Origin of the sequence: Coprobacillus cateniformis (genome assembly GCF_009767585.1) — a bacterium.
Taxonomy (GTDB): Bacteria; Bacillota_I; Bacilli_A; order Erysipelotrichales; family Coprobacillaceae; genus Coprobacillus; species Coprobacillus cateniformis.
On sequence record NZ_WSNW01000001.1, the window covers coordinates 1,499,690 to 1,520,848 of the forward strand.

General features: G+C 29.0%; 23 protein-coding genes. 8 read left to right on the top strand and 15 right to left on the bottom strand.

Features of this window, described 5'->3' with window-relative positions; all coding sequences use genetic code 11:
* The first annotated feature begins 10 nt into the window (after positions 1–10).
* Positions 11–571 (top strand): MurR/RpiR family transcriptional regulator, encoded by a 561-nt coding sequence (locus GQF29_RS07595; RefSeq protein WP_236916403.1) that lies wholly within the window; start codon positions 11–13, stop codon positions 569–571.
* Positions 572–1,317: 746 nt separating this feature from the next.
* Here GQF29_RS07595 and GQF29_RS07600 read toward each other — a convergent pair.
* Both GQF29_RS07600 and GQF29_RS07605 read right to left on the bottom strand, forming a co-directional pair.
* The gene (locus tag GQF29_RS07600) at positions 1,318–1,518 is read right to left on the bottom strand and encodes a cold-shock protein (protein WP_008789137.1); all 201 of its coding nucleotides are present in this window, start codon (positions 1,516–1,518) and stop codon (positions 1,318–1,320) included.
* Positions 1,519–1,729: 211 nt separating this feature from the next.
* On the bottom strand, positions 1,730–1,930 hold the full coding sequence (locus GQF29_RS07605) for a cold-shock protein (protein ID WP_008789136.1): 201 nt from the start codon (positions 1,928–1,930) through the stop codon (positions 1,730–1,732).
* Positions 1,931–2,231: 301 nt separating this feature from the next.
* Between GQF29_RS07605 and GQF29_RS07610 the strand changes: the two genes are divergently transcribed.
* The 4 genes from GQF29_RS07610 to GQF29_RS07625 are packed head-to-tail and all read left to right on the top strand — an operon-like array spanning position 2,232 to position 5,203.
* Complete coding sequence (locus GQF29_RS07610; RefSeq protein ID WP_008789135.1) at positions 2,232–3,332, top strand: helix-turn-helix domain-containing protein; 1,101 nt, start codon at positions 2,232–2,234, stop codon at positions 3,330–3,332.
* A 1-nt stretch (position 3,333) separates the two neighbouring features.
* Positions 3,334–3,534 (top strand): PLDc N-terminal domain-containing protein, encoded by a 201-nt coding sequence (locus GQF29_RS07615; protein WP_008789134.1) that lies wholly within the window; start codon positions 3,334–3,336, stop codon positions 3,532–3,534.
* Positions 3,534–4,445: an ABC transporter ATP-binding protein gene (locus GQF29_RS07620; RefSeq protein ID WP_054325458.1), complete on the top strand. Its 912-nt coding sequence runs from the start codon at positions 3,534–3,536 to the stop codon at positions 4,443–4,445. Before GQF29_RS07615 ends, GQF29_RS07620 begins: the two co-directional genes overlap by 1 nt.
* Positions 4,442–5,203: an ABC transporter permease gene (locus GQF29_RS07625; protein WP_054325459.1), complete on the top strand. Its 762-nt coding sequence runs from the start codon at positions 4,442–4,444 to the stop codon at positions 5,201–5,203. The genes GQF29_RS07620 and GQF29_RS07625 overlap by 4 nt, the downstream gene beginning before the upstream one ends.
* 238 nt (positions 5,204–5,441) lie before the next feature.
* On the opposite strand, the gene GQF29_RS07630 is transcribed toward GQF29_RS07625, so the two are convergent.
* The 9 genes from GQF29_RS07630 to GQF29_RS07670 all read right to left on the bottom strand — a co-directional run bounded on the left by GQF29_RS07630 (position 5,442) and on the right by GQF29_RS07670 (position 14,204).
* On the bottom strand, positions 5,442–7,004 hold the full coding sequence (locus GQF29_RS07630; RefSeq protein WP_008789131.1) for a putative ABC exporter domain-containing protein: 1,563 nt from the start codon (positions 7,002–7,004) through the stop codon (positions 5,442–5,444).
* Position 7,005: 1 nt separating this feature from the next.
* On the bottom strand, positions 7,006–7,698 hold the full coding sequence (locus tag GQF29_RS07635; RefSeq protein WP_008789130.1) for an ABC transporter ATP-binding protein: 693 nt from the start codon (positions 7,696–7,698) through the stop codon (positions 7,006–7,008).
* Between the two features lie 71 nt (positions 7,699–7,769).
* Positions 7,770–8,999: an MFS transporter gene (locus tag GQF29_RS07640; RefSeq protein ID WP_117769097.1), complete on the bottom strand. Its 1,230-nt coding sequence runs from the start codon at positions 8,997–8,999 to the stop codon at positions 7,770–7,772.
* A gap of 124 nt (positions 9,000–9,123) precedes the next feature.
* Positions 9,124–10,446, bottom strand: coding sequence for a glycoside hydrolase family 32 protein (locus tag GQF29_RS07645; protein WP_008789128.1), 1,323 nt, complete (start codon positions 10,444–10,446; stop codon positions 9,124–9,126).
* Positions 10,446–11,129, bottom strand: a complete 684-nt coding sequence (locus GQF29_RS07650) for an HAD family hydrolase (protein ID WP_008789127.1) — start codon at positions 11,127–11,129, stop codon at positions 10,446–10,448. Before GQF29_RS07650 ends, GQF29_RS07645 begins: the two co-directional genes overlap by 1 nt.
* 92 nt (positions 11,130–11,221) lie before the next feature.
* Positions 11,222–11,797 carry a helix-turn-helix domain-containing protein gene (locus GQF29_RS07655; RefSeq protein ID WP_008789126.1) on the bottom strand — a complete coding sequence of 192 codons (576 nt, stop codon included), beginning with the start codon at positions 11,795–11,797 and terminating at the stop codon, positions 11,222–11,224.
* 86 nt (positions 11,798–11,883) lie between these two features.
* Positions 11,884–12,108, bottom strand: a complete 225-nt coding sequence (locus GQF29_RS07660) for a PF20097 family protein (RefSeq protein WP_008789125.1) — start codon at positions 12,106–12,108, stop codon at positions 11,884–11,886.
* A gap of 208 nt (positions 12,109–12,316) precedes the next feature.
* Entirely contained in the window at positions 12,317–13,189 is an 873-nt protein-coding gene (locus tag GQF29_RS07665; RefSeq protein ID WP_054325460.1) for a Cof-type HAD-IIB family hydrolase, read from the bottom strand.
* Positions 13,190–13,430: 241 nt separating this feature from the next.
* Complete coding sequence (locus GQF29_RS07670; protein ID WP_008789123.1) at positions 13,431–14,204, bottom strand: MurR/RpiR family transcriptional regulator; 774 nt, start codon at positions 14,202–14,204, stop codon at positions 13,431–13,433.
* A gap of 201 nt (positions 14,205–14,405) precedes the next feature.
* Between GQF29_RS07670 and GQF29_RS07675 the strand changes: the two genes are divergently transcribed.
* Together GQF29_RS07675 and nagA are read left to right on the top strand one after the other, a co-directional pair.
* Positions 14,406–15,131, top strand: a complete 726-nt coding sequence (locus GQF29_RS07675; RefSeq protein ID WP_008789122.1) for a glucosamine-6-phosphate deaminase — start codon at positions 14,406–14,408, stop codon at positions 15,129–15,131.
* Positions 15,132–15,134: 3 nt separating this feature from the next.
* A complete protein-coding gene (gene nagA / locus GQF29_RS07680; protein WP_117769098.1) occupies positions 15,135–16,274 on the top strand; it encodes an N-acetylglucosamine-6-phosphate deacetylase in 1,140 nt (379 codons plus the stop codon).
* A gap of 71 nt (positions 16,275–16,345) precedes the next feature.
* Here nagA and GQF29_RS07685 read toward each other — a convergent pair whose 3' ends face one another.
* From GQF29_RS07685 to GQF29_RS07695, 3 genes are all read right to left on the bottom strand, one after another.
* Positions 16,346–16,876 (bottom strand): GNAT family N-acetyltransferase, encoded by a 531-nt coding sequence (locus GQF29_RS07685; RefSeq protein WP_054325462.1) that lies wholly within the window; start codon positions 16,874–16,876, stop codon positions 16,346–16,348.
* Positions 16,877–16,935: 59 nt separating this feature from the next.
* Positions 16,936–17,067 carry a hypothetical protein gene (locus tag GQF29_RS18825; RefSeq protein ID WP_270601778.1) on the bottom strand — a complete coding sequence of 44 codons (132 nt, stop codon included), beginning with the start codon at positions 17,065–17,067 and terminating at the stop codon, positions 16,936–16,938.
* A 65-nt stretch (positions 17,068–17,132) separates the two neighbouring features.
* Positions 17,133–17,723: a site-2 protease family protein gene (locus GQF29_RS07695; protein ID WP_054689406.1), complete on the bottom strand. Its 591-nt coding sequence runs from the start codon at positions 17,721–17,723 to the stop codon at positions 17,133–17,135.
* Between the two features lie 161 nt (positions 17,724–17,884).
* On the opposite strand from GQF29_RS07695, the gene GQF29_RS07700 reads away from it, so the two are divergent.
* The gene (locus GQF29_RS07700) at positions 17,885–18,562 is read left to right on the top strand and encodes a Crp/Fnr family transcriptional regulator (protein WP_008789117.1); all 678 of its coding nucleotides are present in this window, start codon (positions 17,885–17,887) and stop codon (positions 18,560–18,562) included.
* 22 nt (positions 18,563–18,584) lie between these two features.
* Here GQF29_RS07700 and GQF29_RS07705 read toward each other — a convergent pair whose 3' ends face one another.
* Positions 18,585–21,032 carry a DsrE/DsrF/DrsH-like family protein gene (locus GQF29_RS07705; RefSeq protein ID WP_054325463.1) on the bottom strand — a complete coding sequence of 816 codons (2,448 nt, stop codon included), beginning with the start codon at positions 21,030–21,032 and terminating at the stop codon, positions 18,585–18,587.
* Positions 21,033–21,159 lie beyond the last annotated feature (127 nt).

Genomic DNA, 21,159 nt, shown 5'->3' on the forward strand with positions numbered 1-21,159 from the left:
AGGGACATATATGTTATTTGAACAAAGATTAAATGAGGCTCAACTCACCTCTAGTGAAAAGGATATCGGAGATTATATTATTGCTCATAAATATGAACTTAGAGATCTTTCTACACGTAATATCGCTAAAGAAACATTTACATCCAGTGCAACAATTGTACGTTTTTCCAAGAAACTCGGTTATCAAGGATTCAACGAATTAAAAGAAGATTATATTAAGGAATTAGAGTATATCCAAGCTCATTTTATAGATATAGATTCTAATATTCCTTTTACAGAGAACAATAATATTATGGAGGTTGCTGGAATTATGAGTGCTTTAATGAATGAATCTTCAAAAGACACACTCAATCTTATTCATCATGACTCCTTACAAAAAGCAACACAACTTATAATAAAAGCTGAATATATTCATATGTTTGCAATTGAAAATAATCTTTGTATAGCTCAAAATTTTAAATTTAAAATGTTACGTATACAAAAGAAAGTCAGTCTAGAAAATACTTTTGGTAATCAAATGTATACTATTTTTTCATCATCTCCTCATGATTGTGCTATATCATCGTTATAACGAGTTTAGGTGATAACTCCCTTAAAAAATATGCACAATGTGTATTAACTATTTCAACGCGTGAGAAATTACATTCTAAAATTGCTAATTTTACAACTGAGTATTCTATTGAACTTATTCTCAATACTCTTTATTCTTGCGTATTTTTACATAATTATCAAAAAAACCTAGATACTAAAATATCTATAACAAAACAATTAGAAATATCAAGGCATTCCACTTCATATACATTGAATGAAAATGAATGATGACTCTATATTGTTTAATATATCCTTATTTTGGTTAAGATAAAGTAAGGATGGTGATAAAATGAAAGATAGTAAAGAAAAGAAAAAGGAAGAGTCAATGATTGATAAAAGTGAACAAATCAAAAGAGAACTTCCTAAAAAAGATATTCCTTTGGGAATACAACAAAAATTATAACTTATAAAAAGCCATGCTTTTTATAAGTATGGCTCTGACTGTTGACATAGTATTTAAACAACAGTCTTTTTATTATAATAAGAATATAATAGCATAAGAAAATTACAGATATCTTCTTTCAAGTGTACTCACTTTGAAACTTAATGACTTTTCATATATTCAAATGATGCCTTAAATGTGGCACAATATGGTTGCACATTTGGAAACTATATCTAATAAAGTGATTTTAACTCGTTACACTCATACTAAAAACCATGTCGATAAAACAAGACGTGATATTGTTTTCAAAAAAACCCCAAGAACATATCTTGGGGTTTTTGGAATTATAATACTGTTACGTTAGATGCTTGATCTCCTCTATCACCTTGAGTGACATCAAAACTAACATTTTGTCCTTCTTCTAAAGATTTATATCCATGTCCAGCAATTGAAGTGTAATGAACAAAAATGTCCTTACCACCATCAACTGTAATGAAACCAAAACCTTTTTCAGAATTAAACCATTTTACTTTACCTGTATTCATTTGAATACCTCCTTTTTTTATGTTAACAAAAGGAAGCCTCTGATATAAAAAAACCACAAAATCGGAAATTGTACATCAAGTGCTAAATACAATCCTTTTTTGTGAATTATAATTTATAACCTTCTATTACTCTCTCACATTAACATGGATAAGACAATAAGTCAAGTTAAATAATAAAATAAAAAAACAAGATTTCTCTTGTTTTCAATTCTTATAATACTGTTACGTTAGATGCTTGAGGACCTCTGTCACCTTCAGTAATTTCAAAACTAACGTTTTGTCCTTCTTCTAATGTTTTGTATCCACTACCAGCGATTGCTGAGAAATGTACAAAGATGTCTTTTCCACCATCAACTGTAATGAAACCAAAACCTTTTTCAGAATTAAACCATTTTACTTTACCTGTATTCATTTGAATACCTCCTTTTTTGTGTTAACAAAAGGAAGCATTGATATAAAAAATTCACAGAAGGAATTTGTACATCAAGTGCTCAATAACAATCCCCATTGTGAATTATAATTTGTAGCCTTTTATTACTTGCTCATCATAACATGCCTCATTCTATAAGTCAAACTTATTTACACTTTAATTTAATTTTTTATATTTGAAAAAGTTTCTTAAATGGAAACTTTTCTTCAATGTGTTGCTAGTAAATCCATTGTATTTTATTTTTAAAAACATATAATGTGAGTATAGAAAGTGAAGTGATAAAATGAATGAATTAAATTTAGGTAAAAATATTGTCTATTACAGAAGAAAAAACGGGTTAACACAAGATCAATTAGCTGAATATATAGGTGTTTCAAAATCATCTGTCTCTAAATGGGAGAATAATTTTACATTTCCAGATATTATTCTATTGCCACAATTGGCAGCTTTATTTAATATATCTGTTGATGAACTCATGGGATATTCTCCCCAACTCTCAAAAGAGCGAATAAAGTCACTTTATAACGAACTTGCTCTAGATATGGCCAAAGACCCAATCAAAACATACCAGCGGTGTCAACAATTGATTAAGCAATACTATTCATGTTTTGAACTCTTATACTATATGGCCGTTCTTTATCTTAATCATTATATTCTTTTTAAGAATAAAGATGAGATTATAGAGGAATGTTTACAACTTTGTAAACGTATTGAAACTGAATGTAACTTGCCAACACTTGTAAAAGATGCCGTTTCATTAGAATTGACAATATACACTGTTATTCAAAAACCACACGAAATATTAGATATTCTTGGTGAAACTGCAAGACCTATCTCTCAAGATTGTGAGATGATTGGAGCTGCTTTTCAAATGCTAGGGAATTTGGAGAAAGCAAATGAAATCTATCAATCAAATGTCTATCAACATCTTTTAATGACTATTCAAAATTCTATATCATTATTAAATGTAAATATTTCTCGACAAGACTATTGTGAAAAAATATTAGATAGAATTTTTCAACTCATTGATATTTTTCATATTGAAGAATTGCACTTTAATATTACAGCTATTGTATATTTGAATGCCGCACATTTTTATACAACCTGTCAAAACAATGAGCAAGCTTTACTTATGATTGAAAAATATACATCATTACTTTTAAAAACAGATCTCGACTTTTTAAGTTTACATGGTGATGAATTCTTTACAGATATAACTCCCTGGTTAAATGATCTTATGTTAGGAATAAATGCACCCAGAGGAGCACAATTAATTAAAGAGTCTGTTGTTGATGTTTTAAATTCACCAATGTTTACAGCATTAAAAGATGAAAAACGTTTTCAAGTTTGTCTTCATCAATTAAAAAAATTAAAGGAGAACTAATATGGATACAATTATAAAATATTTACCAGTACTATTACCTGTTATTGTAATAGAGTTAACATTAGCTATTTTCTCATTTATACATGTATTGCGTCATCCTCATTATAAATTTGGAAATAAAATCATTTGGAGTTTAGTTGTTTTATTTATTCAATTTATTGGACCAGTTATTTATTTCATATTTGGTAGAGGTGAAGACTAATGGCTATTCTTGAGATTAATCATTTAAAGAAAAGTTTTGGACAACAAACTGTTTTAAAAGATGTTCATTTTTCTGTAAAAGAACATACTATTTTTGGTTTTATTGGACAAAATGGTGCAGGAAAAACAACAACAATGAAAGCCATTCTTGGTTTATTGAAGATAGATGGTGGTAATATTACTGTCTGCAATGAACAGATAAACTATGGAAACAATCAAACCAATCAATATATTGGTTATCTACCAGATGTTCCAGAGTTCTATAGCTTTATGACACCTTTAGAATATCTAGAACTATGTGGACAAGTCACTCATATGGCAAAACATGATATTCTAACTAAGAGTCAAGAATTAATTGAATTAGTAGGATTATCTGCACATGCTAAAAAACGAATTTCTGGTTTCTCAAGAGGAATGAAACAGAGATTAGGAATTGCTCAAGCTTTATTAAATAATCCTAAATTGCTTATTTGTGATGAACCAACTTCAGCATTAGATCCAATTGGTAGAAAAGATATATTGGATATTCTTCAAAAAGTTAAAGATAAAACAACGATTATATTTTCAACTCATATTCTTTCAGATGTAGAAAGAGTTTGTGATGAGATTGCTATATTGAATGAAGGTCAAATTGTTTTTCAAGGATCTTTAGAAGATGTAAAAGCTAAGCATTCAGTAAATGCTTTATCTATTCAGTTCTATGACCATCTTCATATTGATGATTTTATGAATACTTTTTCTGATCTTCAAATCATTCCAGAAGAACATCATCGCCTTACAATACATTCAAAGGATATATATACTACAGAAATGAGAGTTTTCCATTATTTATATCAAAATCATATCAAAGCAGAAAAAGTAATTGTTGAGGAACCAACTCTTGAAAATCTTTTTATGGAGGTTGTCAAATGAAATCTTTTATAGCATTTTCTAAAAAAGAATTTATTGAATATTTAAGAACTTATAAACTCTTTATCAGCATTATGATTTTTCTTATATTAGGCTTTTTAAATCCTATTTCTGCAAAATATCTGCCAGAAATCGTATCATTAGTAATGCCAGAAGGAGTAATGAATATACCTACACCTACAGTACTTGATTCATGGACTCAATTCTTCAAGAATGTTCCGCAAATGGGATTAATTATTTTCTTAATTGTATTTGGTGGAATTGTGGCCAATGAACTTCATAAAGGTACACTTATCAACATGTTATCTAAAGGATTACCTAGACATACAGTTGTCTTATCAAAATTTATAACTATAAGTTTAGTTTGGACATTTTGTTATTATTTAAGTTTTGCTATAACATTTCTGTATAATCTATTGTTCTGGACTGATACTTCTGTATATTGCTTATTTGCTTCTGTTAGTTTTGTTTGGTTATTTGGATTGTTAATGATTAGCTTTATTATTTTAGGTAGTATTCTTACCAAAAATATGGCAGGGGGACTTCTCTTAGCTGGACTAGCTTATGTGATAAGTATGATTATTTCTATATTTGAGACACTTGCCCAATATAGTCCTATTTATTTGACAAATCAGAATTTAGCTTTATTGACAAAATCTGTATCATTAACAGACTTTATTCCATCAATAGGTCTTACAGTCATTATCATTATTATTAATATATTCTTAAGTATGAGTATTTTTAACAAGAAACAATTATGAGGAAATTCGCTTAAGAAATTATATGAAAATATATTTGAAACTATCTTCTGATAGTTTCTTTTTATTTATACTTAAACAATATAATTATCAATGACATAAATATATATTTCTAAATAGCTCAACACAATTCAACTTAAATACATAATCATATTTCATGTAAAAACCCTCCTTACTGGTTTGGCCAGTAAAGAGGGTACATATCACTTGTGCCCAAATTATGGGGTGCACTTCAAAATTCCTACTCACTCTTTAATTCTCTACCATTCATCATGTCTTGACAAAAATAAATAATAATAACTGAAATAACAAAGTTCATGATCAGTGAAGAATATGACATAATCATGAGTGTTGTTGTGTTCACATTTCCAGTCATAACTATGTAAACAGTCATCGCAATAGATGGTATAGAACAAACTATCATTAACAACATTCTCATTATGTTTTCAAATATTTTAGAAGAACGACTTTTTAAGAAACGTATAGAAAGAACACTTGAAGACATAAATACACAAATGTATCCTAACATATTAATAATGTACATCATAATCATTGAAAATCCAGCTTGATAGTATATCCCAACAATAATTATAGATATAATTGTCATTAATGATACTTTTATAAATGTTGGAATCATGACAGCTATCAACTTCTTAAAAGGTTTATCAGGAATTAAATAAATATGATAATTTTGTAATTCATTATAGAGTTCACTTTGCTGAAGTGATGAAAATATATAAATAACAAGCATATATATAAAGAAGCCATAACCTAAGTCACTAAAAATAGTAATAACAATATATAACCCCATTGACATAATATCAGAAATTGTTAATAAACGATTTGTTTTTTTCATTAACAGAATATTTTTAGATAGGATAGCATAAGCTCCTTGTTTAAACTTACCACTAACATTTGTTTTGACTTTTGTATTTCGCATAGCATCTTGATTGCCTGCTTTAAATGATTTCATACGTTTAGATAAATCTAATGAATCAGCTAACGCCTGTTCATAAAAATCACCTTTATAATTAATAAAAACAATATAAACAATAATAAGTCCTAACAATAACAAACCTATTCCTAATAGACACATAATCATATCTTTAGCAACATATGAAACAAGAGTTAATTTTAACCAACCAAAGATAGGAACATAATAAAATAGTGGTGATTGAATAAAATCAACCATAATTGATTTTAATTGACCTGTTTGTATATATGTTAATCCTAAAATAATGAATATACTTATAATAAATATAGCTGGAATTAATTTTGATAATACTTTATATTTTCTATCGCCAATAGATAAAATATAAATATAATCTGTCAGTATTAAGAAAGTCATAATTGTAAGAATTGTTCCAACAAACATTAATAGAATAAATATTCCATCAAAAGAGCCTCCTGCACCACCTGTTCCTGCAAAGAAAATCATAGCAAAGAACCCAAGCATAATGGCTTGAATAACGGTTTGAAAAGTTAAATAAGCCATAATTTGTTTTCTAGTAAAAGGTCCACTAAATAAGAAATAAGCATCTTCTCCATAAAACAGCGCTTTCTTTGATGACATGAGTGTAGAAAATAACATGAGTGCTAAAAAAGCAATTAAAATCAATATAGATGTGTGTAGTCCTGTGGTAATGATCATTGGATTCTTATCTTTAAACATAAATAAACTCACAAATATGAAACCATATAACAACACAACAAATACTGTAAAAATCGCACTAGATGGCTTTTTCATCAAATTACGAATTGTTCCCTTAGTTTTTAAATACCAAAGATAAAATAACGTCTTCATATTATTCACCATCCGTTAATTCAAAGAAATATTCCTTCAATGATTCATCTTGAAGATCATCTTTTTTGACATGTTTAATAATATGCCCTTTATTCATAATATACGCTTCATCAAAAATATCACTAACAATATCAATGATATGTGTACTAATCAAAACAGCACATCCTTGATCAGCTAAACCTCTTAATATTTTTAATGTATCTTCAATACTTGCAGGATCTAATCCAACCATTGGTTCATCTACTAACAAAGCTGTTGGTTCAATCATAAATGCTAACAACATACTTAATTTTTGAGTCATTCCCTTACTTAATTCTTTAGCCATTTTCTTTCTTTTTTCAGTAAGTTTAAATAATTCCAAATATTTCTCAGCCTTTGCTTTATAATCGTTAATTTGATATGCACTACCAATAAAATCAATATGTTCTTCAACAGTTAAATTATCATAAAGAATTGGTGTCTCAGAAACATAACCAAAACAACGTTTCGCTTCAATAGTATCATTTGGATAGCTACAAATACGAATATCTCCTTCAAACTTTAATAAATTAGCTATACTTTTAATTGTCGTTGATTTCCCAGCACCATTTGGTCCTAAAAGAATTGTTATCTTACCACTTTCGGCAACCAAATTTACATCATCGACTGCTTTAAAATCTCCATACCTTTTTGTTAAGTGATTCACTTCAATCATCTCAATACCCCCTTTATAAAAACATTATACTATATTTATATCTCTTTCACATAAATATTTCATAACTTACTTTATAATATATTTAATTTCTTTTGAAAGAATAGAATAAATATAACAATATTAATAACACCAACAATCACAAATATTGAAAAAGTACTTAATGTATATGCTAATCCACTTAAAATAAATGATACAACTGGAACCATACACACACATAATGACGTGACAAGTGATGAGACTCTTGCTAAATAATCTTGCGGAATAACTTTTAACATTTCTACAAATGCAAACATATTTATCATAGAGATTCCTAATCCCATCACAAAGAATACTGTTGCAATCATAATATAGAGCAAAAAGATATTTTGAATAAGTATACCTGAAAAACAACTTCCAATATAAGCAACTGTAATCGAATAAGCTGATAAAATAACAATCATTTTGATATTCATCTTCTCTTTAACCATTGGATAGATAACTGAACCCACAATCATACCTAAAGTTAAAGCAGTAGAAATAACAGATAGCATGATTGCTGTTGAATGAAGAACTTCTTCAACAAGGGGGGCTTGTAAAGAACTCAAAGGAGTAATAATTGCATTTAAGAATATAGCAAGAAAAACAAAAATCTTAATTTTTGGATATTGAAAGATAATACGAATACCTGCCTTAAATTCTGTAAAGAAATATGTTTTTTCTTGAACATCCTTAAAAATTGGTTTTATACTCATAGTCAAAATAATAAGTGCTGATAATAGAAATGTCATCATATCTATATACACAACAATATGATTTCCTAATGTTGCTATGAAAACACCTGATACTCCAAAACCAATGAATTCTACAACTTTAGAACTACTTTGACTTAAAGAGAGTCCTACTTCCATTTCTTCTGATTGTAAAATCTGTGCCATAACAGGCATAGATGTTGGTTGTCTAAAAGATTCAACAATAGAAATAAGGAATGTAATAATTAACAAATCCCATCTCGTTAATGTTGCAAACATAAGCTGAGTGGCTATTATTCCTACTAATCCAGCTCTTATCAAATCGCTTATAACCATAATCATTTTTTTATTTTTCTTTTCAATATAAGCCCCTGCTAATGGTTGTATAAAAATAGTTGGTAATTTATTGACTGCAAATATCAGTGCTGACCATGAAGCACTTTGAGTTATTGAATAAACAATAATTGTCATAACAATCGCATCTAGTGAATCCCCAAAACGACTAATGATATCTGCAATAAATAATTTCATAAAATTCTTATTTTTAAAAACTTGTATATATTGCTGTTTCATAAAATACCTCCTGATTTATTGACACTTCTATTTTAGAAAAATCATAGTGGTTGCGACAACATATTCTAGTTTGAATAAAAGCAATTATTGGTTGCATTATAAAAAGGACTTAAAAAGTCCTGAATTATCTTATTTGTAATATTGTTGTTATTTCTTTATTGTACTGTGTTTGTTCTTCTAAAATTTTATAGACAATTTGACTAAGAACATAGTATCCATCATTAATAAAGATTTCAAAAATATTGTGGTCATAATAGATATCTAATTGACACTGATGATTTAACTGTGGGGTTTGATTCATATTACAGACTTTATTTTGCTGAATAGAAATATTTGTACGATCACAGCATAAACAATCATCTTGAATATATAATTTTAAACCACCTAGATTAATTACTTCATTATCTTTGAGTATCGTTTTCATAAGAAATGGTTCTTGAAAATCAAGAGTCTCTGTTACTTTTGTAAATTGATTTTGAATGTTTGGGTGAACTCTTTGATAAATATGATGATGATAACTTGTTAAGACCCTAGGCATTGTAAACATACCTATCCATTTTTCATTTGTTATTGGTTTTCTCATTCTTAACCAGGCAAGCATTGTTCGTTGATTGTCTTTATCCAAGAAAGATTGAGGTGCATAAAAATCTAAACCATAATCTAAATACATATAATGACCAAGACGTGTTAATGTACATGTTTCTTCATCAAAGTCAACTGGCATAATCACTGCATTACTATTGGGACGTGGCGGTAAGTCAATATTCTCTGGTGAGAAAATCATATAATACTGATTATCTAACTCAAATAAATCTGGACATTCCCACATGTCTCCAACTTGAGAATCAATAAACCTATTTTTATATGTAAAATGAAGTCCATCTTCACTTTCATAGAAAAGAACTTCACCATCATATCCTTTATCACTAGGAATTTTACTTCCTAATATCATGTAAATATGTCCATTCTTTCCAATCCATACTTTAGGGTCTCTTGTATGTCTGACATCTCCCAACTTTTCATCTTTTATAACATCAATAACTTGATGTTTCTGATAATGATTATCAAAATTATATCCATCATCAGATATCACTAATGATTGAGAAGCAATCAAGTCATCATCACTATATTGTACATGAATATAATCTGGATTCTCTTGAGCATATTGAATTGATGTGTAGTATAGATATAACTTATCTTGATGAATCAATGCGGATCCAGAGAAACAGCCATTACGATCAAATGATTTTGAAGGATATAAAGCAATTGGTAAATGTTCAAAATGTATCAGGTCATTACTTGTTGCATGTCCCCAATGCATTGTTCCCCATTCACATGTATATGGAAAGTGCTGATAGAAAATATGATATTTTCCTCTAAAATAAATTAATCCATTAGGATCATTTATCCAATTCTGAGGAGCTGTAAAATGTAACTTTGGTCTCATTATTTACCTCCTTTTTTATCTTCACAATGAAGTTTTAAATCTTCTAAATAATATATAACATCTTCTAATGAGTCCATTATTTTGGTAACTTGACATGCAAATTCAGGTTCAGGATATTTCATATCGGGTATGCATATAACATCAATTTCGCCATCATAAGCTGCTCGAATTCCTGCTTCGCTATCTTCCAAGACTAAGGCTTCTTCGGGTTTAACACCAAGTTTTTGACAAGCTGTTAAGAAAATCTCTGGATTTGGTTTTCCTTTTGAAACTTCATCTCCACAAATGCTATCATCAAAATATTCTATAATATGAGCATTTTTTAGAATTTCATTAACCCGAGTACGACCACTTGAAGTTGCAACTATTGTCAAATAATTATTTTCTTTTAGATACTTTAATAAATTATCTAAGCCTTTTTTCTTTGGAACATATTTTCTTAAACTTTCATCAATCCAGTCATGTACATCATTCCATACTTCTATCATTGGAAAATCATCTCCATACTGATTAAAAAACACCTGACATATACCTTCTTTATTTTTTCCTAAACATTGCCTATATATTTTCTCTGTAAAATCATCATAACCTAAAATTTTTAATTTTTTAACATACTCATTATAAGTCACTCTCTCACTATCAATCATTAATCCATCCATATCAAAAATAATCGCTTTTTTCATTTGCTTACCTCACTCCTTTATAATTCTATAGTAACAAGATTTTTACTTTAAATCTATATTCTATCAAAATATGAAAAAAGAAGAATTCATACTTATTTCAAAAGCATGAACCCTTCCTTTATACTATAACAATATAATTTTCCTCTTCTTAATTCTGGCAAACGTACTTCTGGAGCTTGTTCTGGATATAACTTGATAAAATAATAGCGGTCATATTCTACATAAGCAACAAAACTGATGTAATCTTCTTTTGACATTTGACAATCAAATGTCAATAAACTCTCCCCATCAATGTTTTTCATTTGAAATGGTATTTGATGATCAACTATTGTTAAAGGATCTAATTGTCTTCCACAACAAGATATATCTACATAATTAGATGATGTTAATACATTTCCACACAGTGGACAGACATAAAATTCTATTCTCTTCATATTTCCTCCTTTTCTTATATTAGAAGTGAGTTTTCCATCTAATATTTTCTCTATATTGATTTGAAAGATTTCTGAAAGATCTTTTAATAAAGACACATCAGGACAGCCTAATCCTCTTTCCCACTTAGATATAGTTTTATCACTAATTCCAATCTGATTAGCCAACTCTTTTTGAGTAAGCTGTTTTTCCTTTCGTAATCGATAAATTAAATCTCCAACTTTCTGACAATCCATACCTTCACCTCTCCTGTATAGAATAAAATATATTATTATAAAAAACAATAAACGCTCCGTAGAGTCATCATAAAAAGAAGTCCTTCTTATTTATAATCAATAATAATTTTATGGCAGTTTGGACAACAATACGCATCAACATCTCCACCATGCCAAAATTTATAATCACCTAATCTAATGTCTTCATCTCTAACTTTCCAACGTAGTTCAAACCTTGAAATCTGTCTATCATAGGGTAACCATTTGAGAACTTCTCCTCTTGTCTGGATATGTCCCTTTACTAAATCTTGTTTACAATAAGGACACTTCATACTATATTCCTCCTTTACTTTATTTCTTGATTCTCAACTGTGAAACTTTTTTCTATACATATTTACCTTGTACCTTCATATAAATTGAGAATTATAATAAATTTCTTTTGTGTTAAGTTTAAGTATACAAAAATACTCTATAGATAACGTGATATGTGTTTCTTACTCAATCTATAGAGTATAGTTGACTATATGAAATATTTATACATTATAATAAATTCGATTTTCTCAATAATTGAATTCCCTCATAAACTGCACCTTCTTCATTAGTTTGACTCAATATATACTGAGCAGATTCTTTAGCTAATTGACAGGCATTTTTTGGAGCAAATGAATATGGAAATTGCTTTAACATATAACAATCATTTTCACCATCACCAAAGACTGCGATTTCATCTAATAAATATCCTTTCTTTTGAATAACCTTTTCTAATAAGTATCCTTTGTTTGTTTTATTTGTTGTTATTTCCATATTATCTTCATAAGAAGATGAAATATCTAGATGTTCTATATTCAGTTCTTCTTTAATACCTTTAACTGAATAGGAATCTAAATGTCTAGCATCAATTTTTAAAACTTTTACACCCTTATTAATCATTTCTTTAGCATTTGAAGCATAATGGAAATCTCTTAAATAACCATCCTTTGTTGTAAAAGTTTTCTTTGGTAAAGGTTTCTTTAAATACGCTGGCGATGATTTTAAAATCTGAACATGTTGTTCCCAGAATGATTCTGCATCTTTAAAAGAATATTTTCCTTGATTTGTATGTATAGATAATAGATAACCACGCTCTTCTAGAATTGTTGCAATCTTTTGAAAAGAATGATTATCCATTGGATAAATATCATTAAATGTCTTAGTTTTATTACAATACTGTGTTCCATTATTAAGTATCAAATCACAGTCCAAATCATATCGATTAAGAAAATCTATAACCATATTATGATCCCTACCAGTCGCAATGATAAACTCTACGCCTTTGTCTATATAGTTCTTTAAAGTCACTAATGTCTTTTCTTCTATAGTATCATCAGTTTTAATAAGTGTTCCATCTAAATCACATACAATACATTTAATCATAATACACACTCCTTTGAGTATACATTATAACAATTACAAGCAATTTCGACATAATTTTTCATTTTTAGAAAACGATTATATAATTCTACCAATTTTAGTCACATTCAACCTTAACATTTAAACACCACATCCATTTCCATAAATTTAAATTTCTTTCAATACTTCTCATATCTCCTTGATGATTAAAAAACTCTACATGACTACTTAATTTCCTTATATATCATTCTTCCATATATACATCTTATTCATTCTCATCTTGTTTCTCACTCTTTGTTGTATAAAACTTAGCACTATGAACTTGTCTTGCCAGATATTCAACTGTATAGAGAGCAGGAACTTGTGAAGTAATATTGGAACCTTCAAATGATTCCTCTGTAATATAATAAGGTATACATACATCTGACAATTTAGCAATTGTCGACTTTGTACTATTAGTTATACAAATAATACTACTGTTATTCCTTTTAAAATGCTGCAGATACTCAATAATTTCTTCTGTTTCACCAGATACAGAAAGAACAATAACACATATTTTACTTGAAATATTTTGATAAATGAAATTTATTGGATAATTTGCAGGATTTTCTACAGATAAAGCAACACTGCAAAGTGAAGAAAAATATAAAGCTCCATATTCAGCTATAATATTTGAAGAGCCATGTCCAACAAATAAAACCAATTCTTTTTCTTTTAAGAGTTGAGTTGCATCATTGATATTTTTTTGAAATAATGCCTCATTTGTACGTTGTAAAAAATTAATAAAGATTGTTTCATCAACTTTTTTTAATTTTTCTTGTTGTGATTGAACATAAGACTGAAGACGAACTCTAAATTCTGAATATCCATTACACTCAAATTTATTGCAAAAACGTAAAATACTAGCTGTACTTGCAAAAGTAGCTTGCGCTAAATCCCTAATTCGCATATATTGAACACTTTCTAAGTGTGTAACAATATATTGATAAATATTAATATCAGTATCTGATAACTGTGGTGTTTTTTCTAAGAATAACATCCTTACACCTCCTTTTTTATATTTTATCAAACTTTCCAATATGTTACAATATGTAACATAATTGTTACTTTTTTCTAATGTGTAACATATGTATCGAAACAATCTACATATATTTACTTTAAAGACTAATATCGTATAATAATAGATAGTACTCATATAATCATCAGATGCTTATAAAATTATGAATACAAGGAGAAAAATATGAAATTAATAGTTACAGAAAATTATGAAGAAATGAGTCAACAGGCTACTGAAATCATTATTAAAACATTTCAGTCTCAACCTAATGGTCTATATTGTTTTGCAGGAGGTGATACTCCCGTAAAAACACTACAATTATTATGCAAAGCTCATGAAGAGAAACTTATTGATTTGACACAAGCTTATTATATTGAATTAGATGAATGGGTAGGTTTGGACCAAACAAATTCAGGAAGTTGTCTTGCTTATCTTAAAAAGAATTTATTTGAACCAGCGCATATTCCTTTAGACCATATTCATGCTTTCAATAGTCTTTCAAAAAATTTAGTGGAAGAATGTCAAAGAGCTAATCAATATATTTCAGCTCACAATGGTTTAACATTAACATTATTAGGGGTTGGTGTAAATGGACATCTTGGCTTTAATGAACCTGGTGTCAATCCAAATTATTGTGCACATATTATTAATTTAGACGAAATCACACAATCAGTAGGAAAAAAATATTTTGATACAAATGAAATTCTATCTCAGGGAATAACTTTAGGAATAAAACAACTTATGGAATCCCAAATAGTCATTGTGGAAGCAAATGGCGCTAAGAAACATGAACCTATTCAAAGGGTTATTAATGGTGATATTGATATCATGTGCCCAGTGACAATCATCAATAATCATCCTCAAGCATATCTCATTGTAGATCGTGCTGCTATTAAAGGAGATGACTAATATATGAAAATTCTTATTAAAAATGGAATACTCATTATTGATGGATATAAAAGAATTGACAATGGTGCTGTTCTTGTTGAGGATAACACTATCACTGGTATATTTAAAGATTATCACAATATTGACTATGATAAAGTTATTGATGCTAAAGGGAATTATATCATACCAGGTCTGATTGAAACACATACCCATGGAATTATAGGCTATGATTTTAATACCTGCCAAAATCAAGATATGATGAAAATTAGTGATGCTTTGATAGAAGAAGGTGTCACTTGTTTTATGGCAAGTTTAACATGTGAAACACACTCTTATATGTTAGAATTATTGAACAGATATGAATCCTGTGATGTTTCAAATCTATTAGGTGTACATATTGAAGGTCCTTTCTTAAATAAAAATAATTGTGGTGTTATGAAAGAAGACTGTATTCAAGATCCTCAACTAGAGATATTCAATGATTATTTAAAACATTCTCATAAAATAAAAGCCATGACAATTGCCCCTGAATTACCTAACGCATTATCATTAATTACATATGGTAATAATAAGGGGATTGTTATGAATGTAGGTCATAGTAGTGCCTCTGCGAGTCAAGTTGTTCAAGCACAACAATATGGTGCCAAAGGAATTACTCATCTTTATAATGCTATGGGACAACATCTTCATAGAGATCCTGGGGTTGTTACAGGTGCAATGATATCAGATCTTTTTTGTGAACTTATTGTAGATGGATTTCATATTCATGAGGATGTCATAAAAGCAACTTATAAATCAATTGGATCAAAGAGAATTGTCCTTATTTGTGATGCCAATCCATGTAAAGGATTAGCAGATGGTATTTATCATTTTTCTGGAAAAGAGATAGAAATCATTGATGGAAAAGCACGTGTTAAAGCAACAGGAAGAATTGCAGGCAGTACAATAAAATTAAATCAAGCTTGTCAAAATATGATGCGTATTTGTGGTTGTAGTATTGATGATGTTGTTCTTATGGCTTCTACAAATCCAGCTCAATTATATAACTTACCAAAAGGAAAATTAGAAGTTGGTTATGATGGAGATATTATTGTTGTTAATCATCATTTTGATGTTCTAGCTGTTGTTAATAATGGTCATATCAAGAAAGATATGTTGTCATAAAAACCCAAAATTTTATTAGTCATTTAAACATGAAAAGCAAGTTATTTACTGGAAAATAAACAACTTGCTTTTTATTTATAATCTGTTTGCCATTCTTCTTTTAAAATAGCGTATTTATAAGTATCTTGCCATATTGGACTACCGTTTTCATCCTTAAAGAACCAGTTATTTTTAATATGATGAGCCTCTCGACGCATGTTTAATCTTTCCATCAATTTCCATGAAGCCGTATTAAGTGGATTACACATAGCCAATATACGATGAGCATGATGATTCATAAAAATATCATCTATTAAAGCCTTTGTGGCTTCTGTCGCATATCCCTTTCCTTGATACTTTTTATTGAAAACATAGCCTAGTTCCCAAGTTTCAAATCCTTGTTTTTCTAAATATATATTTCCAATAACTTTTCCACTACCAAGTAAACATACAGCCCAGAAGTTTTGGCTTTTTGAACGTTTTATTGCTTCTTCTTTGGACTGTTCTTTTGTAAAAACATCATATGGTTCATATTTGACCACATCTTCTTGTGATAAATACTCATAAAGATCTTCCCAATCATTTGGTGTAAATCTTCTTATTAACAATCTTTCTGTTTTCATATTATATATCCTCTTTCCTTATATATTTTTCCATTAAATAGAGAGTACAATAATTTTTTTCATACACTTCTACAATCTACATAGTCACTCTCATTTAGAAAATTACCTTTTTCATCTAAAATAGCAACAATCTTATTATATGTATCTTTTAAATCAATTTCTAGAACACGTAATAGGGCTGTTTTTTGCATAAAAATCTACATAAGGTGAAGATATACATGTAATAAAAGTTATTTCTTCTCCTTTAAAACAAATTTTATGAGCCCTTACCATGTTTTATAGTAAAAATTATCCGTCCTAATCCCATGCATACAATTGTAAGTAGATTATATATTAATATATATATAAATAATTCTTGTGGAATTGTTGTCAATATCCATACATACCCTAATGTTAAAATGATTCCTATGACCAAATTAACCCAACGCAATAAAGGTTTTCTTTTTGCAATATTCTTCATATCACTTACTAGATACAGATTACCAATAAACATATAACTTACTATTTCTGAAATATGTAATGTATAAAACATCCACAAAAATAAAGATAGATAATAATCCATTATATTGATTCTACAAATAAGGAAATATGCAATAAAAGTAAAAATAAGATTATTCAGTATACCCCCATAAGAAACAATGATATCCTTGTTGGAACTCAGATTATCAGCTTTTTCTATATCCACTGGCAAAGGTGTAGAAAAAAACAAATAGGGTTCAACAGTGACATGATACCAATGCTTTTTACAACCAAATCGACAATACCAAATAGCATGTCCAACTTCATGTAGATAAATAACAATATATAAAGCAACATAACCAATTAATAAACTCAGTAAAACTTGCATATTAACCTCTCCTATACTTCCCCTCTATCTTTCATATTCTATCATAAATCACAAATCATATATATAATAATAGTAGATTCTCTCTATAAAGATATAATCTTTAATTCACACACCTTGTTATTTGAGAACGAATTGGTTATGATTAGTCTAGAGGTGATTTCATGTTAGAAAAAAGTGACTTAAAGTTATTGATGAATAGTTTTCCTTTTTGGAAGCAATTAACTCCCGAACAAAAGAATCACATAGAAGAAAAAGCATTTTCTAAAACATACTTAAAAAATACAACACTCTATAATGGTGACATAGAATGTCTAGGTGTTATTCTTGTTAAAAGCGGGTGTCTAAGAGTCTATATGTTGTCTCCTGATGGACGTGAGATTACTCTTTATCGATTATATGAAAGTGATATTTGCGTCTTATCAGCATCTTGCATTTTACAAAATATTACTTTTGATATTTATATAGACGCAAATACTGATTGTAAAACTCTACAAATTAATTCAACTGATTTTGGTAAAATTGCACATGAAAACGCCCATGTAGAATTATTTGCATATAAAACTGCAACTGACCGTTTTTCAAAAGTGATGTGGGCAATGGAACAAATTCTGTTTATGAGTTTTGATCAACGTTTAGCGCTCTTTTTAATTGAAGAAGCTGATCATAGTAACAATTATATAATTAAAGCAACACATGAACAAATTGCCAAACTTATTGGTAGTGCACGTGAAGTTGTCACAAGAATGTTGAAATATTTTAGTGAGGAAGGTTTCGTAAGATTATCTAGGGGTCAGATTGAAATTATTGATTATCAAAAATTAAAGAATTTAACAAAGTAAAAAACTGGAATATTCCAGTTTTTTAAATAAATAGATTTACATTTGACTCTTCCGCATCACCTAAATAACTGGCTACACCTGCAAGTTCAACACCATCTATTAACTCTTCTTTTGTAATCCCCATAATATCCATAGACATAGTACATGCTACCAATTTAACACCATTAGATTGGGCGAGACTCATTAATTCTTCTAATGAATTCACATTTTTATTTTTCATAACTTTTTTCATCATACTTGTTCCCATACCCGCCATGTTCATTTTGGATAGTTTTAATTTCTCACTTCCTCGAGGCATCATAATTCCAAACATCTTTTCAATAAATGATTTCTTAATATGTTGCTTTTCAGTTTTACGAAGTGCATTTAATCCCCAGAAAGTAAAGAACATTGTCACTGGTCTACCCATTGCAGCTGCTCCATTAGCAATAATAAATGATGCTAATACCTTATCTAAATCACCACTAAAGACAACCATTGTTTTTCCTTGTGGAATCTCAACTGCCTGATGAATTGGGCATTCATTTATATCTTTTTTAATATAAGCAAAATTCTCTTTTCCTTTGCGTTCACTTTTTAACAATGTATGCCCTGTACGTTGACACCATGTTCCAATATCTCTTATAAATCCCATATCTGTTGCTGAAACTTTTAATACTTCATTAGCTTCTAGAGTTGCCATAACCTCGTTAACTTTCATAATTGGTCCAGGACATTGTAATCCTGTACAATCAAGAATTCTAAGTTCTTTATCTTCAGGAATAATTTCCTGTTTTTGTTGTTGAACAGATAAATTGTTTTCTAGATAATGCATTGATTTATAAAAGGCAGTTCCTCCAGCTAATACTTTTACTTTTGAAAATCCATTCTGCATTAAAATTCTAGCAGCATTATAAGAACGTACACCTATAGCACAATAAGGTATAATTGTTTTATTTCTATCTAATTCATTAATCCTTTCATGTAATTGCCCTAATGGTATATGATAAGAATCTTTGATATGATATACCATTCTTTCGACATCTTCCGTTATATCTAACACTATATGATCATTTGGATGATTTTGAACCAGTTGATCAAATTCATGAGGATATATGAATTTTACCAAATTATCTAATACATTTTCAGCCACGAAACCTAGCATATTCACGGGGTCTTTTGCTGAAGAATAAGGTGGTGCATATGAAAGTTCTAATTCTGCCAAATCATGAATAGTTCCTTTTAAACGCATCACTGTAGCTAAAGTATCAATTCGTTTATCAACTCCATCCTGACCAATGATTTGTCCACCATATATTTGTCCATCAAAATCAAATATTAATTTTAAAGTCAATGGAGTGGCACCAGGATAATAACCAGCATGTGATTTTTGATTAATAATGATTGTTAGATAGTCCTTATCTTTTTTCTTTCCTAATGCTTGCAGCATTTTCTCATTAACTCCTACATTAGCAACTGTTAAATCAAAAACCTTTGCAACTGAACTGCCTAAACTTCCTTGATAAATCTTACAATCACCAACCAAATTATCAGCACAGATCCTTCCCTGTTTATTTGCTGGTCCAGCTAACGGTATCATTGTTTTATTTTTTAACACAAAATTGTCTACTTCAATAACATCACCTACTGCATAGATATCTTTATCTGAAGTTCTTAAATATTCATCAACAATAATGCCTCCACGTTCATTGATATTCAAATCTGCTTCTTTCGCCAATGAACTATTTGGCTTCACTCCTAATGCCAAAATAACCAAATCACTAATAATCTGCTGACCATCATTTAAACAGACAATCGTTTGTTTATCTTTTTGAATAAACTCCTTTACTCCATGACTCAAATATAAATCAACATTATTCATTGTTATATTCTCATGCAATAATTGTGCCATTTCAAAATCAATAGGTGCCATAACTTGATTCTGTAACTCTACTAAGCTGACTTTCATTCCAAGAGTGTGTAGATTTTCAGCCATTTCTAATCCAATAAATCCCCCACCAACAACAGTAACCTTTTCTGGTTTATGTTCTTGAATATAATTCTTAATAAAATCAGTATCTTTTACATTCCATAACGAAACAATATTTTCATTATGAATACCAGGAATAGGTGGTTGAATAGGAGATGAGCCAGTCGCAATAACCAAAGAGTCATATTCTTCAATATACTCTGTCCCATTCTTTAAATCTCTAACAACAACATTTTTATTCTGACGATTAATTTTAATAACTTCATGTTGTGTTCTCACATCAATATTAAACTTTGCCTTCATTGCTTCTGGTGTTTGTAATAATAGAGTATCTCTACTCTTAATAACATCACCAATATAATAAGGTAATCCACAATTTGCATAAGAAATATATTCACCACGTTCTAAAATAACAATTTCTCGTTCTTCATCACGACGTCTCAAACGAGCTGCTGTTGTCGCTCCGCCAGCAACTCCACCAATAATTAAAGTCTTTAACATTTTTATAACCTCTTTTCAAATATATTTTATATAAATATATTGATAAGTTCTGTGATTCAATCACATGAAAAGAATTTTTTAAAATGCACCATTAAAAAAGAAGTTTATACATTAAACTTCTTCATTA